This is a genomic window from uncultured Granulicatella sp. (genome assembly GCF_963528195.1).
In the GTDB taxonomy this organism is placed as follows: Bacteria; Bacillota; Bacilli; order Lactobacillales; family Aerococcaceae; genus Granulicatella.
The window spans coordinates 1-17473 of record NZ_CAURVN010000008.1 but is presented as its reverse complement, the minus strand read 5'-3'; the positions used below and the strand labels follow the sequence as shown (position 1 = coordinate 17473).

Annotated in this window: 16 protein-coding genes and 1 pseudogene; 16 read left to right on the top strand and 1 reads right to left on the bottom strand. The window is 34.0% G+C overall.

Features of this window, described 5'->3' with window-relative positions:
• Positions 1 to 13 precede the first annotated feature (13 nt).
• From atpD to RWR88_RS03795, 12 genes and pseudogenes are all read left to right on the top strand, one after another.
• Positions 14 to 1438, top strand: a complete 1425-nt coding sequence (gene atpD / locus RWR88_RS03850; RefSeq protein WP_314450740.1) for a F0F1 ATP synthase subunit beta — start codon at positions 14 to 16, stop codon at positions 1436 to 1438.
• A 2-nt stretch (positions 1439 to 1440) separates the two neighbouring features.
• Positions 1441 to 1875 carry a F0F1 ATP synthase subunit epsilon gene (locus RWR88_RS03845; RefSeq protein ID WP_314349257.1) on the top strand — a complete coding sequence of 145 codons (435 nt, stop codon included), beginning with the start codon at positions 1441 to 1443 and terminating at the stop codon, positions 1873 to 1875.
• 153 nt (positions 1876 to 2028) lie between these two features.
• Positions 2029 to 2298 (top strand): 30S ribosomal protein S14, encoded by a 270-nt coding sequence (gene rpsN / locus RWR88_RS03840; RefSeq protein ID WP_227930881.1) that lies wholly within the window; start codon positions 2029 to 2031, stop codon positions 2296 to 2298.
• Positions 2299 to 2325: 27 nt separating this feature from the next.
• Complete coding sequence (locus RWR88_RS03835; protein WP_227930882.1) at positions 2326 to 2436, top strand: putative metal homeostasis protein; 111 nt, start codon at positions 2326 to 2328, stop codon at positions 2434 to 2436.
• Between the two features lie 13 nt (positions 2437 to 2449).
• Positions 2450 to 3421 (top strand): annotated as a pseudogene (locus tag RWR88_RS03830) (metal ABC transporter substrate-binding protein); the annotation flags it as partial.
• Positions 3422 to 3645: 224 nt separating this feature from the next.
• Entirely contained in the window at positions 3646 to 5808 is a 2163-nt protein-coding gene (nrdD, locus tag RWR88_RS03825) for an anaerobic ribonucleoside-triphosphate reductase (protein WP_314450739.1), read from the top strand.
• Positions 5809 to 5819: 11 nt separating this feature from the next.
• Entirely contained in the window at positions 5820 to 6380 is a 561-nt protein-coding gene (gene nrdG, locus RWR88_RS03820) for an anaerobic ribonucleoside-triphosphate reductase activating protein (protein WP_314450738.1), read from the top strand.
• Positions 6381 to 6612: 232 nt separating this feature from the next.
• Positions 6613 to 7503 (top strand): ribosome small subunit-dependent GTPase A, encoded by an 891-nt coding sequence (gene rsgA / locus RWR88_RS03815; RefSeq protein WP_314450737.1) that lies wholly within the window; start codon positions 6613 to 6615, stop codon positions 7501 to 7503.
• Positions 7504 to 7525: 22 nt separating this feature from the next.
• A complete protein-coding gene (rpe, locus tag RWR88_RS03810) occupies positions 7526 to 8170 on the top strand; it encodes a ribulose-phosphate 3-epimerase (protein WP_314450736.1) in 645 nt (214 codons plus the stop codon).
• 14 nt (positions 8171 to 8184) lie between these two features.
• Complete coding sequence (locus RWR88_RS03805; protein WP_314450735.1) at positions 8185 to 8859, top strand: thiamine diphosphokinase; 675 nt, start codon at positions 8185 to 8187, stop codon at positions 8857 to 8859.
• A 170-nt stretch (positions 8860 to 9029) separates the two neighbouring features.
• On the top strand, positions 9030 to 9311 hold the full coding sequence (locus RWR88_RS03800) for a DUF6110 family protein (protein WP_314450734.1): 282 nt from the start codon (positions 9030 to 9032) through the stop codon (positions 9309 to 9311).
• Entirely contained in the window at positions 9311 to 11368 is a 2058-nt protein-coding gene (locus RWR88_RS03795) for a heavy metal translocating P-type ATPase (protein ID WP_314450733.1), read from the top strand. Before RWR88_RS03800 ends, RWR88_RS03795 begins: the two co-directional genes overlap by 1 nt.
• A gap of 44 nt (positions 11369 to 11412) precedes the next feature.
• Here RWR88_RS03795 and rpmB read toward each other — a convergent pair whose 3' ends face one another.
• Positions 11413 to 11601, bottom strand: coding sequence for a 50S ribosomal protein L28 (gene rpmB, locus RWR88_RS03790; RefSeq protein WP_298729524.1), 189 nt, complete (start codon positions 11599 to 11601; stop codon positions 11413 to 11415).
• A 264-nt stretch (positions 11602 to 11865) separates the two neighbouring features.
• On the opposite strand from rpmB, the gene RWR88_RS03785 reads away from it, so the two are divergent.
• The 4 genes from RWR88_RS03785 (at position 11866) to plsX (ending at position 17339) form a co-directional block, all read left to right on the top strand.
• On the top strand, positions 11866 to 12228 hold the full coding sequence (locus RWR88_RS03785) for an Asp23/Gls24 family envelope stress response protein (RefSeq protein WP_227930892.1): 363 nt from the start codon (positions 11866 to 11868) through the stop codon (positions 12226 to 12228).
• A gap of 34 nt (positions 12229 to 12262) precedes the next feature.
• A complete protein-coding gene (locus tag RWR88_RS03780; RefSeq protein WP_314349266.1) occupies positions 12263 to 13942 on the top strand; it encodes a DAK2 domain-containing protein in 1680 nt (559 codons plus the stop codon).
• Between the two features lie 351 nt (positions 13943 to 14293).
• Complete coding sequence (gene recG / locus RWR88_RS03775) at positions 14294 to 16345, top strand: ATP-dependent DNA helicase RecG (RefSeq protein ID WP_314450732.1); 2052 nt, start codon at positions 14294 to 14296, stop codon at positions 16343 to 16345.
• Positions 16338 to 17339, top strand: a complete 1002-nt coding sequence (gene plsX, locus RWR88_RS03770; RefSeq protein WP_314450731.1) for a phosphate acyltransferase PlsX — start codon at positions 16338 to 16340, stop codon at positions 17337 to 17339. The genes recG and plsX overlap by 8 nt, the downstream gene beginning before the upstream one ends.
• The last annotated feature ends 134 nt before the right edge of the window (positions 17340 to 17473 follow it).

The window sequence follows — 17473 nt, the reverse complement described above, 5'->3', positions numbered from 1 at the left end:
AGGAGGAAATTTTTTGAGAACTGGAGAAATTTTACAAGTTGTTGGACCAGTTGTGGACGTTGTATTTCCTTTAGAAGAAGGCGTGCCTGATATTCACAATGCCCTACATGTTATCAAAGAAGATGGTGAAGGGCATAAAAAAACAATTACGCTTGAAACAGCTGTTGAATTAGGGGATGGTGCTGTACGTACAATTGCCATGGAATCAACTGATGGTCTTCAACGAGGTATGAAAGTTATTGATTTAGGACGTACGATTAGTGTTCCAGTTGGAACAGAAACTTTAGGACGTGTATTTAATGTATTAGGGGATACAATTGATTTAGGGGAGAAATTTCCTGAAGATTTTAGACGTGATGAAATTCATAAACCAGCCCCTAAATTTGAACAATTAAGTAGCCAATACGAAATTCTACAAACAGGTATTAAAGTTATTGACTTATTAGCACCTTACTTAAAAGGTGGTAAAATTGGATTATTCGGAGGTGCCGGAGTAGGTAAGACAGTATTAATCCAAGAATTAATTCATAATATCGCTGAAGAATTAGGTGGTATTTCTGTATTTACGGGTGTTGGAGAACGTACTCGTGAAGGGAATGACCTTTACCATGAAATGCAAGAGTCAGGTGTATCTGCTAAAACTGCCATGGTATTTGGACAAATGAATGAACCACCAGGAGCTCGTATGCGTGTTGCTTTAACAGGTTTAACGATTGCTGAACATTTCCGTGATGAGCAAAAACAAGATGTATTATTATTCATTGATAATATTTACCGTTTTACTCAAGCAGGTTCAGAAGTATCTGCCCTTTTAGGTCGTATGCCTTCAGCTGTAGGGTATCAACCAACATTAGCAACTGAAATGGGACAATTACAAGAACGTATTAGTTCAACAAAAGATGGATCTATTACATCCATTCAAGCGATTTACGTTCCTGCCGATGACTACACTGACCCAGCGCCAGCTACAACATTTGCCCATTTAGATGCTACAACGAACTTAGAGCGTCGTTTAACGGAGCAAGGGATTTACCCAGCGGTGGATCCATTAGCTTCAACTTCAAGTGCTTTAACTCCTGACATTGTAGGAGAAGAACACTATGAAGTAGCAATGAAAGTTCAACAAATGTTACAACGTTATCGTGAATTACAAGATATTATCGCTATTTTAGGGATTGATGAATTATCTGATAGTGAAAAAATTATTGTAAACCGTGCAAGAAGAATTCAATTCTTCTTATCTCAAAACTTCCACGTTGCAGAAGCATTTACAGGTCAACCAGGTTCATATGTTCCTATTAAAGATACAGTACGTGGCTTTAAAGGAATTATTGATGGAGAATATGATGATATTCCTGAAGACTTATTCCGTAATGTTGGACCGATTGAAGATGTTCTTAAAAAAGCACAAGCGGCAGGTTACCGAGGAGGTAATTAATCATGCTTGAAAATCGAGAACTTTTAGTCGTCGTAACGACTCCAGAAGGAAAAGTTTATAATCACCGTTCTTATTCGGTTAGTGCAGAAGCCATTGATGGAGGAATTACGATTCTTCCAAATCATGCGCCAATTATGTTGCCGTTAAAAATTGGTGAATTACGAGTAAAACGTTTCTTAGAAGATTCTCCTACTGATTATATTGCGATTGGTGGCGGAATTATGGAAGTACGTGATAATGTCGTAACGGTTATTGCGAACGTTGCCGAACGTGCACGTGATATTGACGTGGGTCGTGCAGAACAAGCACGTGATAAAGCAGAAGCGATTATCCAAGATAAAAATTGTTCTAAGAGTGAAGTAGAACGTGCGAAAATTGCATTGAACAAAGCAATTAACCGTATTGGTGTTTCGAAACATCGTCGATTAAAACAATAATGAAAATGAAAACTGTTGGTACGCCAACAGTTTTTTTCATTTTCTTTGAAAAAAACAGAAAATACCTATTGCAAAACAAAAAAAGAACTGCTATAATCATAAAACGTAAATGTTACGATTTAAGTAAAGTTTAAAACGAAAAGAGGAGAACAAATGGCTAAAAAGTCAAAAATTGCTAAACATCAAAAACAATTAGCATTAGTAGAAAAATATGCACAACTTAGATATGAATTAAAACAAGCGGGAGATTATGAAGCACTTCGTAAATTACCGATTAATTCAAATCCAAATCGTGTGAAAAATAGAGATATGGTTGATGGTCGACCAAGAGCTTATATGAGAAAATTTGGAATCTCAAGAATTAAATTCCGTGATTTAGCTCATAAAGGCTTAATCCCAGGTGTTGTAAAAGCAAGCTGGTAATTCAAAATCAGTAATGGAGGAAAAGAAATGAAACAAGATTTAGCAACAGCATATAGACAAATGAAAAGTCCAAATATTAAAACTCGTAAACGTGCGTTAAAATTAATTCATGAAGCGAAACGTGGAAAGAAAAAATAAGAGGAGTAAGGTCATGAAAGTAAGTAAAAAAATTGTAGCAGTTTTAGGAGCGGCATTTTTATTAGGAGCTTGTTCTCAACCAACTACTTCTACAAAACCTCAAAAAGAATCTAAATTAAATATTATGACAACATTTTTCCCAATGTATGATTTTACTAGAAATATCGTTGGAGAAGAAGGGAATGTTACATTATTAATAAGTGCCGGAACTGAACCTCATGAATATGATCCAACGGCGAAAGATATTGCAAAAATCTCTCAATCAGATGCTTTAGTTTATGATAATGAAAATATGGAAACTTGGGTTCCAACTGTGATGAAAAGTTTAACAGATTCTAAAGTAAAAGAGATTAAAGCAACAAAAGATATGGAGTTATTGCCAATTGAAGATGATGATGAACACGAAGGTGAAGAACATCATGACGAACATGAACATGAGTTTGATCCACATGTATGGTTATCTCCTAAAAAAGCAAAATTATTAGTTGAAAAAATTACAGCTCAATTAAGCGAAGCATTTCCTGAAAAAGCATCTGCATTTAAAACAAATGCACAAGCATATTTAGAAAAATTAACAGAATTAGATAAAGAATATTCATCAGCTTTAAAAGATGCGAAACAAAAGAATTTTGTGACACAACATACAGCGTTTAGATATTTAGCAACAGATTATGGTTTGAATCAAGTTGGAATTGCAGGAATTTCTCCAGAAGCAGAACCTTCACCAGCTCGTTTAGCTGAATTAACGAAGTATATTAAAGAAAATGAAATTCGTTATATTTATTTTGAAGAAAATGCATCAGAAAAAATTGCGAAGACTCTAGCAACAGAAACGGGAGTAGTGTTAGAGGTGTTAAATCCATTAGAATCTTTAACAAAAGAAGAAATGGATAAGGGTGATAATTATATTTCAGTCATGAAAGAAAATCTTCAGGCTTTATTGAAAACAACGACCGTAGCAGGTAAAGAAATTAAGCCAGAGCATTAAAATTATCTAAGTTAAAATGAAGAAATTCATAGGGAGTATGATTATAGTAAGATTCTTCATTAGTGTAGAGAGTTTAAGATTAAACTTCTATAGAGACGAGAGTTTCTATAGAAGTTTTTTTATAGAAATAAATACTATATATAGTTTTATTTTTTGTTGAAAAACACAATATATAGGTGTATGATAATAGAGATGATAAAAATGTAAAGGAGGAGTGAGAGTTGAGTGTAGTGCTTGTAAAGAAAAGAGATGAAAGAGTAGAGACGTTCCATCGTCAAAAAATCTTTCATGGAATAGAAAAAGCAGAGAAAAGTATATATGGTGGACTTTCAAGCAATCGTAAAGAAATATTAGATGAAGTTACGAAAAAAATTTTATTAGAAATTGAAAGTTTAGCGATACAAATCATTAAAACAGAAGAAATAGAAGCTATTGTTTTGAATTGTTTGAAACAAGAAGGAGAAACGGTATTAGCGAATCAATTTCTGGCCACTCGAATTGAATGGGATAAAAAACGAGAGAAAGAAATGGATGTTACCCAAAGGTTAACGAAATTAAGTCAAAGAGATGCGAGTATTATTCATGAAAATGCAAATAAAGATAGTGAAGTCTTTAATACGCAAAGAGATTTGATGGCAGGAACAGTAGGGAAAGCTTTTGGATTAAAAATGCTTCCACCTCATGTTGCCAATGCTCATTTAAAAGGCGATATTCATTATCATGACTTAGATTATCATCCTTATTTACCAATGACGAATTGTAGTTTAATTGATTTTAAGGAAATGTTTGAACATGGCTTTAAAATTGGAAATGCAGATGTCGAAAGTCCTAAATCAATACAAACGGCTACTGCTCAAATGGCGCAAATTATTGCGAATGTCGCTTCAAGCCAATATGGAGGATGTTCTGCTAATCGTATTGATGAAGTTTTGGCTCCCTATGCAAAGTTGAATTATGAAAAACATTTACAAGATGCTAAAAAATGGGTGGATGGAGAGAAAAAACAAGAAGCGTATGCATTAGAAAAAACGAAAAAAGATATTTATGATGCCATGCAATCGTTAGAGTATGAAATTAATACGCTCTATACTTCTCAAGGTCAAACTCCATTTACAACATTAGGGTTTGGATTAGGAATGTCATTATTTGAACGAGAAATTCAAAAAGCGATTTTAAAAGTTAGAATCAAAGGAATTGGGAAAGAACAAAGAACGGCTATTTTCCCTAAATTAATTTTTACGTTAAAACGTGGTGTGAATTTAGAAAATATGGATCCGAATTATGATATCAAAACATTAGCCTTAGAATGTTCAACTAAAAGAATGTATCCAGATATTTTAAATTATGAACAAATTGTTAGAATTACGGGTAGCTTTAAAGTGCCGATGGGTTGCCGTTCATTTTTACAAGGTTGGAAAAATGAAAAAGGCGAAGATGTTTCGGATGGAAGAATGAATTTAGGAGTTGTAACATTAAACATTCCTAGAATTGCGTTAGAATCAGATGGCGATAAAGAGCAATTTTGGAGTATTTTAGAAGAAAAATTACAAATTTGTAAAGATGCATTAGTGTATCGGGTAGAACGCTGTAAAGAGGCAAAATCAGCGAATGCGCCTATTTTATATCGCTATGGTTCGTTTGGAAAACGATTGATGAATGATGAAGCGGTAGATGAAGTATTTAAACATCGTCGTGCAACAGTATCTCTTGGATATATTGGCTTATATGAAACGGCTACTGTCTTTTTTGGGAATTGTTGGGAAACAAATCCAGAAGCGAAAGAATTTACCTTAAATATTTTGAAACGATTGAGCGAAAAAACAAAGGAATGGTCGGAAGAATATGACTATCATTTTAGTGTTTATGCAACTCCAAGTGAAAGTTTAACGGATCGTTTTTGTAGATTAGATCAAGAAAAATTTGGGGATGTAGCCGATATTACAGATAAAGAATATTATACGAATAGTTTCCACTATGATGTGAGAAAATCACCAACTCCATTTGAAAAAATTGAGTTTGAAAAAGATTATCCTGATTATTCTTCAGGAGGATTTATTCATTATTGCGAATATCCTGTTATGAAACAAAATCCTAAAGGGCTTGAAGCAGTTTGGGATTATGCCTATGAAAGAGTGGGTTATCTTGGAACGAATACACCGATTGATCGTTGTTATGAATGTGGCTATGAAGGGGAGTTTGAACCAACTGCCAAAGGATTTGAATGTCCAGTATGTAAAAATAGAAATCCAAAAACTTGTGATGTCGTTAAACGAACTTGCGGTTATTTAGGAAATCCTCAAGCTCGTCCAATGGTTCACGGAAGACACCAAGAAATTAAATCACGCGTTAAACATCTCTCTAATGAACGAAATCTAAGAAATTAGGAGGATTGGGTATGAAGTTTCCAAAACCGGGGGAATGGACAAGCGAGCAATATTCTAAAGGGAAAATTGCTAGTTATAAGCCTTATAATTTCGTAGATGGAGAAGGCGTGCGTTGTTCCTTATATGTGAGTGGTTGTTTATTTGCTTGCGAAGGTTGTTATAATGTCAAAGCACAAAATTTTAATACGGGAATTCTTTATACAGAAGAATTAGAAGAACAAATTATTCAAGATATTGGAGCTAGTTATTGCCAGGGATTGACGCTATTAGGTGGAGAACCTTTTTTAAATACTCAAGTATGCCTATCCTTAGTTCGTAAATTACGAAGTGTTTATGGACATTCTAAAGATATTTGGTCATGGACAGGCTATACTTGGGAAGAGTTACAGTTAGAAACACCTGATAAAAAAGCGTTGCTACAAGAACTTGATATTTTAGTAGATGGACGATTTGATATTAAAAAAAGAGATTTAACATTGCAATTTAGAGGAAGTTCGAATCAAAGAATTATTGATGTACAAAAGTCCTTGCAGGATGGGCGAGTTGTTTTGTGGGATGGATTAAGAGAGTAGTAGAATTTTTATGAGAATGATTTATAAGGAATTAGGTATTTCGTGATTCTATTCAGAAATCCTAATAATAATTCAATTGCTTACTGAATTTTGTAAAGAAAGTAGATGTCGAAGGTGAACTATCACTGATATTCTGCTTTCTTTTCTTTTTTATGAATTTAAGGATAAAGCATAGCAATTTCTTTGGAAAATCTTTATAATGTAACTGATAACAAAAAACAAAGGAGCGATTATGCCTCAAGGAAAAATTATTCGAGCCTTAAGTGGCTTTTATTATATCGAGTCCTCACATCAAGTGTACCAAACTCGGGCACGTGGAGTTTTTAGAAAAAGAGGGCAGTCTCCATTGGTGGGAGATATTGTGGATTTTACAAGTGATACTCTGGAAGAAGGAGTATTAGAGAAAATTCATCCTAGGAAAAATGCTTTAGTTCGTCCACCTGTTTCAAATGTAGATATTGGCGTAGTGGTGATGTCTGCTGTGGAACCAGATTTTTCAACGCATTTAGTGGATCGATTTTTAGTGTATTTAGAAGGAATGGAAATTCAACCCGTTTTATTAATTACGAAGGTAGATTTATTAACTGAAGAACAATTACAACGTTTAGAAGCAGTGAAGAAGAAATACCAAGAAGTTGGATATGAAGTATGGTATTCTTCAGAAGTAAAAGATCACCAAAGTGAATTTTTAGCTTCCTATAAAGGGAAACTAGTTGTCTTTTTAGGGCAATCTGGGGTTGGAAAGTCAACCATGTTGAATCAATTAATTCCTCAATTAAATCAAGAAACTGGAGAAATTTCTAGCGCACTAGGGCGAGGAAAACATACGACTAGACAAGTTTCTTTACATGAAGTAGAAGAAGTTTGGATAGCAGATACCCCTGGATTTAGTACGGTAGACTTTATTGGTGTGGAAAAAGAAGACCTTCCACATTTATTTCCTGAATTTGAAGAATACTCTACTCATTGTAAATTTAGAGAATGTTCTCATCAACATGAACCTCAGTGCGGCGTACAAGAAGCTGTAAAAGAGGGGAAAATTTGGCAAGAAAGATATGACCATTATCAAGATTTCTATGAAGAAATTAGCCAAAGAAAACCAATTTATCAAAGAAAAAAATAATCGTTATAAAGGAGTCAAAAACATGAAAGTAGCACCTTCTATTTTAAGTGCAAATTTTGCAACATTAGGAGAAGACGTTAAAAAAGTAGAACAATTAGGGGCAGACTGGATTCATATCGATGCAATGGATGGTCAATTCGTTCCTAACTTAACACTTGGACCAAATATTGTTGAAGGACTTCGTCCCATTACAACATTAACATTAGATTGTCATTTAATGGTTCAAGAACCTGAACGTTTTGTAAAGGAATTTGCAAAAGCGGGTGCGGACTATATTTCAGTTCATATTGAATCAACTAATCATATTCATCGTACCTTGCAATTGATTAAATCTGAAGGAGTAAAAGCAGGGATTGTGATTAATCCAGGAACTTCAGTGAGTGCCATTAGTGCTGTATTAGGAATGGTTGACTTAGTACTAGTGATGACTGTGAACCCAGGATTTGGTGGACAAGCATTTATTCCTGAAACATTAGATAAAGTACGAGAATTAGTAGAATTACGTAAAGAACACGGCTATCAATACTTAATTGAAGTAGATGGTGGAGTGAATAGTCAGACAGCTAAATTATGTCGTGAGGCAGGAGTAGACGTTGCAGTAGCAGGTTCATATGTTTACTATGCAGAAGATATTAAAAAGGCGATTGATTCTATTAAAGAAGCTTAAAAGAGGAATTGGGTATGGAAATAATCGTAGTCATTGGAGGGCCATTAGATAAAGGAGCTATAAGACGATGGTTAAATCAGAAGCTTCAGCAAAAAGATAGCCAAGAATTTCAATTTATTGGAGTAGATGGTGGCTGTTTGAAATTAATGGAGGAAGAGTTACCGATTGATTTAGCAATTGGAGATTTCGATTCGATTTCACTAGAGGATAAAGAAGCTTTAAAAAATTATACTTCAAAAATGATTGAATTTCCTTCTGAAAAAGATTTTACAGATTTTGAAGAAGCATTAATGTGGATTGCAAAGTCATATCCTCAAAAAAAGGTTCATGTATTAGGAGCTTTTGGGGGAAGAGTGGATCATGCCATTAGTTGTTTATGGACTATGTTTCGTCCAGAATTACAAGCATTAATTCCGTTTCTTTCGTTAGAAGATGAATGGAATCATATTTCTTTCTTAACCCCAGGAGATTATGTCATTCATAAAATAGCGAATACAAACTATTTATCGTTTATTTCAACGGGTCCTGTTCAACAATTAACGTTAAAACAGGTGAAATATCCTTTGAATCATCAAGATTATGATTTTCCAATCGCATTGATTAGTAATGAATTTATCGACGAAAAAATGGAAATTTCATTTCAGTCGGGTGGAATCATTGTGGGGCAAACAAGAGATTCTTGGAGATGATTCGGAATTAATTCTGTATTAAAAAGAATAAAACTTACATCACACTTTTATTTTCTTTATAAATATAGAAGTGTGATTCTTTTTTTGAGTTGAATTTTTTGTAAAATGAGATATACTATATATGAGTCTCTTGAAGGTTCAAAAAAAGTATATATATCGGAGGTCTTTTTATGTTAAGAGAAGTATTAGAATTAGGAAAATTCGTTAAAAAAACAAGCGTTTTTGTTAGTGGAGTTGTAGTAGGTTCATTAGGACTTAAAGTTTTAGCGAACAAAGACACAAAACATATTGCTGCAAAAGCTGTAGCAGTATCTTATAAATTAAAAGATGGATTAGATGCAACAGTTTCTCAATTGAAACAACATGCAGATGATGTATTAGCTGAAGCAAATGACTTATATGTTGAAGAAAAAGCAGCTAACTTAGCAACAGTAGAAACAAGTGAACAATAATGAAAATTACAATTAAAGCTCAATCAAAAAATAGAGTGCGTTTGGAAGTGCCTTTTAGATGTACAGCTGCTGTTCAGTTGTATTTAGAAGAAGAAAAAAGACTATTTCCAGAAATTACGCAAATCATTTGTTATAAAGATGGAAAGCATGTGGCATTTACTTTTGAAACAGGACATGAATCAAGTGTTTATCGTTTCTTAGATCATTTAGAGGTGACTACTTTAAATGAAAAACAAAGAGATTTTACAGTGGATGCTCAAGTGTCACCTGTGGATATTGTAGCTTCCCATATTTACCGTAAAATAGTCGCAAATGTATTGATTCCACAACCATTAAAAATTTTCTGGTTATTATGGAAAATGAAGAAATTTGGAAAAGCTGCATTTGAATCTGTTTTAGAAAAGAAATTATCCATGAGTATTTTGGATTTTGTAGCGATTGTAACATCTATTGCAATGGGTGATCGTAAAACAGCCGATACGATTATGTTCTTATTAAATCTTGGAGATGATTTAGATGAATGGTCTCAAAAGAAATCCGTTGAAGATTTAGAGAAAAATCTAAAAAATAATATTTATGAATTATGGATTGAAAAAGACGGAGAACGATTCAAAAAGTTAAGTCATCAAGTAGAAGTGGGCGATGTATTCGTTGCTACTGAAGGACAAGAGATTTATTTTGATGGAACAGTTGTATCTGGCCGTGGATTTTTAAATGAAAGTTCACTAACTGGAGAAGCCTTCCCAGTGTCTAAAAAAATTGGAGATACTGTTTTTGCCAATACGGTTGTAGAACAAGGTGAATTATTAGTAAAAGTTACGAATGCTGAACAAAATTCACGTTTACAACAAATTGTTCAATTAATGAAAACAAGTGAATTACATCAGTCAAAACAACAAAAGCAATTGTTAGAAAAAGCAGATGGCTTGGTGAAATATAATTTCATAGGAATGGCAGTGACCTATTTATTAACAAGATCGGTTCAAAAAGCATTAACCTTCTTATTAGTCGATTATTCATGTGCCTTGAAATTATCTTCACCAGTTACGTATTTAACAGCTATTAAAGCAGCTTCTACAAGAGGAATTGTTGTAAAAGGTTCAAGTTCACTAGATGAATATCCAATGATTGATACCTATGTGTTTGATAAGACTGGAACTTTAACAACAGGGGTTCCAAAAATTCAAAAGATTTTACCTTATCGTGGTTATTCAGAGGAAGAAGTATTACGAATTGCAGCGTGTTTAGAAGAGCATATTTATCATCCAATTGCGAGTGCAGTAGTGCAAAAAGCAGAAGATGATGGAGTTGAACATGAAGAAATGCATGGTAAATTAACGCATGTTGCTTCTAAAGGAATTTTATCTTCAATCGATGGTGAAAAAGTTGTTATTGGTAGTTTAGAATTGTTGAATGAACATCACGTGGAAATTTCTGAAGAACAAGCTAGAATTATTGAAGAGTATACTCAATGGTATCACCTATTATATTTAGGCTATAAAGGAGAATTAATTGCGATTTTCTTAATTGATACTCCATTGCGTCCGGAAACGATTGAAGTTTTACAATCGTTAAAAGAACGTGGAAAGAATATTATTTTATTAACTGGGGATACGAAGAAACGAACAGAATCCATTTGTTCGCTGATTCAATTTGACGAAGTGTATACAGAAGTGAAACCAGAACAAAAACACCAAGTGATTCAAGATTTACAAGATAAAGGACATCGTGTCTTTATGATTGGTGATGGTCTAAATGATTCAGCAGCTCTCTCAAAAGCAAATGTTGGAGTAGTGATGGCAAGTTCATCAGATATTGCTAGACAAGCTAGTGACATTGTATTTTTAGAAGAAACGTTATCTGGAATTCTTGTTTTAGATGATATTTCTGCACGATTGCAAAAACAATTAGGAAGAAACTTGAATACGACTGTCTGGGTAAATACTTCTCTAATGGGATTAGGTTTGTTTAATTTATTAACGCCTAGTACATTAGCTGTATTCCATAATTTGACAACAACTGTTATTATCGGAAAAAGTTTTACTTATATTAAATAAAAGAAAAAAGACTGGACATTGTCCAGTCTTTTTATTTGTGTAAATTAAACGCGTTCTACTTTACCTGATTTTAATGCACGAGTTGAAACCCATACTTTTTTAGGCTTTCCATCGATTAAAACGCGAACTTTTTGTAAGTTTGGTTTCCAAGTGCGACGGTTAGCGTTCAAAGCGTGAGAACGAGTGTTACCTGTTTCAGAACGACGTCCAGTGAAATAACATACTTTAGCCATGGTCATTCTCCTCCTTTAATTTAAATCATTGATCAGCTGATATAATTCTTAAACTAAATCATATACTTAAATAATTTATCATAGTTGAAGGTATAATGCAAGCTAGAGTCCAAGATAAAGTATAATTTTTTCTAAAATCTATTTTGGTAGCGCATTTTCATGCATAAAAGGTTAGGTAAAATTCATCATTTATGATAAAATAATAAAGAATCATCGAACAGTCTGTAAAAAATAGATTGTACGAATTTTAAGGAGGTTACTAAAATGACAGTCAAAATTCAAACAGAACAAGGGTTAATTGAATTAAGCAATGAAGTTATTGCTACTGTAGTTGGTGGTGCAGCAACAGATAACTATGGAGTTGTTGGAATGGCCAGCCGTAATCATATTCGTGATAATTTAAATGAAATTTTGAAAAAAGAAAACTATTCTCGTGGCGTAGTCATTCGTCAAGAGGAAGAAGGCGTAGCTGTTGATGTATACATTATCGTAGGTTACGGAACTAAAATTTCTGCAATTTGTCGCAATGTTCAAGAACAAGTAAAATACAATTTAGAAACGATGTTAGGATTTTCCGCGAACACTGTTAATGTTTATGTTCAAGGAGTAAAAATCATTGAAGCGTAAGCTTTGATGGTGTGTCAGGAGGATATAAGAATCAATGGTAACAAAAAATATTATTACGGCTCAAGATTTTCGAGCAATGGTAGAAATTGGTGAAGCACGTTTAAGTGAAAATGCTGAATTTGTCAATTCGTTGAATGTATTTCCAGTTCCAGATGGAGATACTGGTACAAATATGAGTCTTTCATTTAAGTCTGGTGCAGAGCGTGTTGCAAATTCTTCTGCTCAAACAGTAGGAGAGTTGGCACAAGATTTAGCAAAAGGTTTATTAATGGGTGCTCGTGGAAATTCAGGAGTTATTTTATCTCAATTATTCCGTGGTTTTTCAAAAGCAGTTGAAGGAAAAGATGAATTAACAGGCGAAGATTTAGCAGAAGCATTTACAAAAGGGGTTGAAACAGCTTATAAAGCAGTGATGAAGCCTGTTGAAGGGACAATTTTAACAGTTGCCCGTGAATCTGCTAAAAGAGGCGTTCGTAAATTAGAACGTTCAAATGATATTATCGAAGTAATGGGTTCTGTATTACGTGGAGCTCAAAAATCATTAGATAAAACTCCAGATTTATTACCTGTATTAAAAGAAGTTGGCGTGGTTGACTCAGGGGGTCAAGGTTTAGTATTTATTTATAATGGATTTTATGAAGCTTTAACCGGGGAAGCTACTCCAGTACAAGCATTATCAACGAATAAAATTGATTTAAGTTCAGTAGCTCATCATGAAAGTGGAATTGATTATGAACATGCTTCTACAGCAGATATTCAATTTGGTTACTGTACTGAAATTATGGTACGTATCGGTGAAGGAGAAACAGTAGTAGATACTTTTGATTACGATACATTCCGTAATTACTTAAATGAATTAGGAGATTCTTTATTAGTTGTAGCGGATGATGAAATTATTAAAGTTCACGTTCATACAGAGCGTCCTGGTGAAGTCATGAATTATGGACAACGCTTTGGTTCATTAATGAAAGTGAAAGTTGATAATATGCGCTTGCAACATGAGGAAGTTTTAAAAACTGACTATACTGAGAAAGTAAAAGCAGTTGCTCCAAAAGCTGAGTATGGCATTGTTGCTGTAGCTGCGGGTGAAGGAATTCATGAATTATTCAAGAGCATGGGTGTGACAACGATTATTAATGGTGGTCAAACAATGAACCCAAGTACAGAAGATATTTTAGCAGCAGTAAAAGAAGCTCATGCTGAAAAAGTTATTATTTTACCAAATAATAAAAATATTTTAATGGCTGCAAACCAAGCTGCTGAAGTTAGTGAAGATGCAGAAGTAGCAGTTGTAGCAAGTAGAACAATTTCTGAAGGCTTATCTTCATTATTAGCGTTTAATCCACAAGCTAGTCTTGAAGAGAATCAAGAAGCTATGACAGAACAATTGTCATTAGTGACAAGTGGTCAAATTACAAATGCCGTTCGTGATACTTCAATCGATGGGGTAGATATTAAAGAAAATGACTTCATGGGTATTGTAAATGGTAAAATTTTAATTAGTGTACCAGATCGTAAACAAGCAACAATTGATACAATTGCTAAAATGGTAAATGATGAATCTGAAATCTTAACAATTTTAGTTGGGGAAGATGTAGAAGTATCTGAAGCAGAAGAAATTGTTTCTTATGTTGAAGAACATTTCCCAGATATTGAAGTTGAATTACACGAAGGTTTACAACCTGTATATGCCTATTTATTAGCAGTAGAATAGAATATTAGAAAGACTGGATGGAAAACGTCCAGTCTTTTTTTGATAGGAATAGTATAAACAGAAGTATCAATAGATGAAACCGCAAATCATCGAAAACGTCCAAATGAAAGAATCCGTCAAAATAGACAAGAAAATTCCATAGTAGCAAAAGTAATATGAGCCAAATGGATTTGCTCATATTACAGGGGAAATTCGAGACCTTAGGCTCGAATTTTAGGTATGAGACCGTAAGGTCTGCTACCGTCCCTTGCTACTATAAAATTTTCTTGTCTATTTTCCTTTTAACAATAGTTGACAGTATGTCTTTTCCTCTCTAAACTATAAAAGAATAGAATGTTTGGAGGTGAAGAAATGGATAAAACAGTATTTCAATCTGTAAGATTTTTATCGGGTGTCGGACCTAAACGAATGGAACCATTACATGACTTAGGAATTGATACCATCTATGACTTATTAACACATTTTCCATTTCGCTATGAAGACCTTCAAGTAAGAGATGTTTCGACCATCATGGATCAAGAAAAAGTGACATTAGCAGGAATTATTGTAACAGAACCAGTCGTTCACTATTATGGATTTAAGAAAAACCGAATTTCCTGCCGAATGGCGATTGGAGAACAAGTTATCCAAGTGTCCTTTTTTAACCAACCCTATTTGAAAAATAAATTAATCCAACATCAAGAATGTATTATTTTTGGAAAATGGGATGCCAAACGCTCCACTTTAATGGGAATGAAAATTATTTCAACTAAAGAAGATATAGAGGAAACGTCCAATTTTGAAGCAGTATACCGAACAAATAAATCCATTCGACAAAGTACATTGTTGAAATTGATTCAAACAGCTTTACCACTGTATAAAGAAAATATTCCGAATCCGCTACCCGCTTCCATTCAGAAAAAAAGACAATTACTATCTCATCCAGAAGCTGTGGAAGGAATGCATTTTCCAAAAGATGAATATCATTCAAAACAATCTAGACAGCAATTAGTGTATCAAGAATTATTTTGTTATCAGTTAAAACTACAAAGCTTAAAAAAGAAGAGACACCATTCAAAACAAGGACAAAGTATTTTATATGAAAATAATGCATTAAAGGCATTTATTCAAACTTTACCTTTTACACTAACTGAAGGACAAAAGAAAGTAGTTAATGAAATTTGCTATGACTTAAGAGCTCCGTATGAAATGAGTCGATTATTACAAGGAGATGTTGGAAGTGGGAAAACAGTTGTTGCTACAATTGCGATGGTAGCGACTGCTTTAACAGGAAAACAAGCATGTTTAATGGTTCCAACAGAATTATTAGCAGACCAACATTACGAAACTATTTGTGCTTTAACAAAAGAAACAGAAATAAAAGTTGGAAAACTTACCGGAACCACAACTTTAAAAGAAAGACGGCAGTTATTAGAGCAATTAGAAATGGGAGAACTCCAACTCTTAGTGGGGACTCATGCTTTATTCCAGGAAGATGTCATTTATCACGATTTAGCGTTTATTGTCATTGATGAACAACATCGATTTGGAGTGAAGCAAAGAGCACAATTAGCTCAAAAAGGAACAGGAGTAAATGTGTTGCAAATGACAGCAACTCCAATTCCAAGAACACTCGCCATTACGACTTTTGGAGAAATGGATACATCCATCTTAAAAGAAGCTCCTAAAGGACGACAACCAATTCAAACCTTTTGGGTTAAAGAACAAGAGTTAGAAAAAGTATATGATTATATTGAAAAACAAGTTCAAGCTGGCAGACAAGCTTATGTCATCTCTCCTTTAATTGAAGAAAGTGAAAATTTAGATGTTCAAAATGCGACTGAAATTTATGAAATGATTTCTAAACGATTTGAAAATCGTTTGTCAGTAGGATTATTACATGGACGTTTAAAAAGTGATGAAAAAGAAAGTGTTATGACTGCTTTCCAGAAGAACGATGTACAAGTACTAGTTTCTACAACCGTAATTGAAGTAGGTGTAGACGTACCAAATGCTACTGTTATGGTCATATTAGATGCGGATCGATTTGGATTAGCTCAATTACATCAGTTAAGAGGACGAGTAGGACGTGGTGAATATGCTTCTATGTGTATTTTGATTGCATCGCCTAAAACAGAGCAAGGAAAACAAAGAATGCAAATTATGTGTGAGTCAACAGATGGATTTTACCTGAGTCAGAAAGACTTAGAATTACGTGGCTCAGGTGACGTTTTTGGATTACGACAATCAGGAATCCCAGAGTTTAAAGTGGCTGACATTGTACAAGATTATGATATACTAGAACAAGCAAGAGAAGATGCTATTACATTTGTTATCGAAGAAGAGGACAGTGTAGCTTATAAAGAAATACAAGAATTTATCGAACAAACAAGTCGTGAAACGGAGGAAGTTTTAAATGGTTAAAATTGCCATTGATGCGATGGGTGGAGACCACGCTCCAAAAGAAATTGTAGCAGGTGCTATTCAGGCAGCAAAAGAATATCCAGAAAATGAATTTCAATTATATGGAGATGAAGAAAGTATCCAAGCAGTGATGAAAGAAACACTGCCGAATATTAGAATCATTCATTGTAGTGAAAAAGTAACGAGTGAAGATGAACCTGTTAAGGCAGTTCGTCGAAAAAAAGATGCTTCTATGGTAGTTGCAGCTCAAGCTGTGAAAGATGGGGAAGCAGATGCTCTATTTTCAGCAGGAAATACGGGAGGATTACTTGCAAGTGGTTTATTAATTGTTGGTCGTATTAAAGGGATTGATCGTCCAGGATTAATGCCAGTATTACCAGTTGTTGGAAAAGAGAATCGTCAATTTATTTTAATGGACGTGGGTGCAAATGCTCAATGTAAAGTGCAAAATTTAGAACAATTTGCAGTCTTAGGTTCTTATTATGCAAAATATGTATTAAATATTGAAAATCCAACAGTTGGTTTATTAAATAATGGTACTGAAGAAGGTAAAGGGAATGATTTAGTAAAAAGTGTTTATCCACTTCTTCAAGAAAATTCATCAATTAATTTTGTCGGAAATGTTGAAGCAAGGGAAATTTTAAATGGAATTGCAGATGTTGTTGTAACAGATGGTTTTACGGGAAATGCAGTATTAAAAACGATTGAAGGTACTGCTTTAACAATGATGAGTTTGTTAAAGGAAAATATTTTAAGTCAAGGTATTAAGGGGAAACTCGGTGCTTTATTATTAAAGGACACTTTCCGTTCATTGAAAAATACTTTGGATTATTCTCAATTTGGTGGAGCTGTTTTATTTGGATTGAAGGCTCCTGTAGTGAAGGCTCATGGTTCTTCAAGTGCAAGTAGTGTTTATTTTGCGTTGAAGCAAATTGATACGATTGTTCGAAGTGGCGTAGTGAAAGACTTGGTTGACTATTTTGAGGAGAACTAGAAATAGACTTTGCTGTATAGTAACTGAGGACGCAAGCAGCCTCGCAAAAGCGAGTCTCATTGCTAAACTTCGAGCCTAGGGTCTCGAAGTTTATTTGAAACAAAGTACGAAAAAAAGACAAAAAGATACTACCT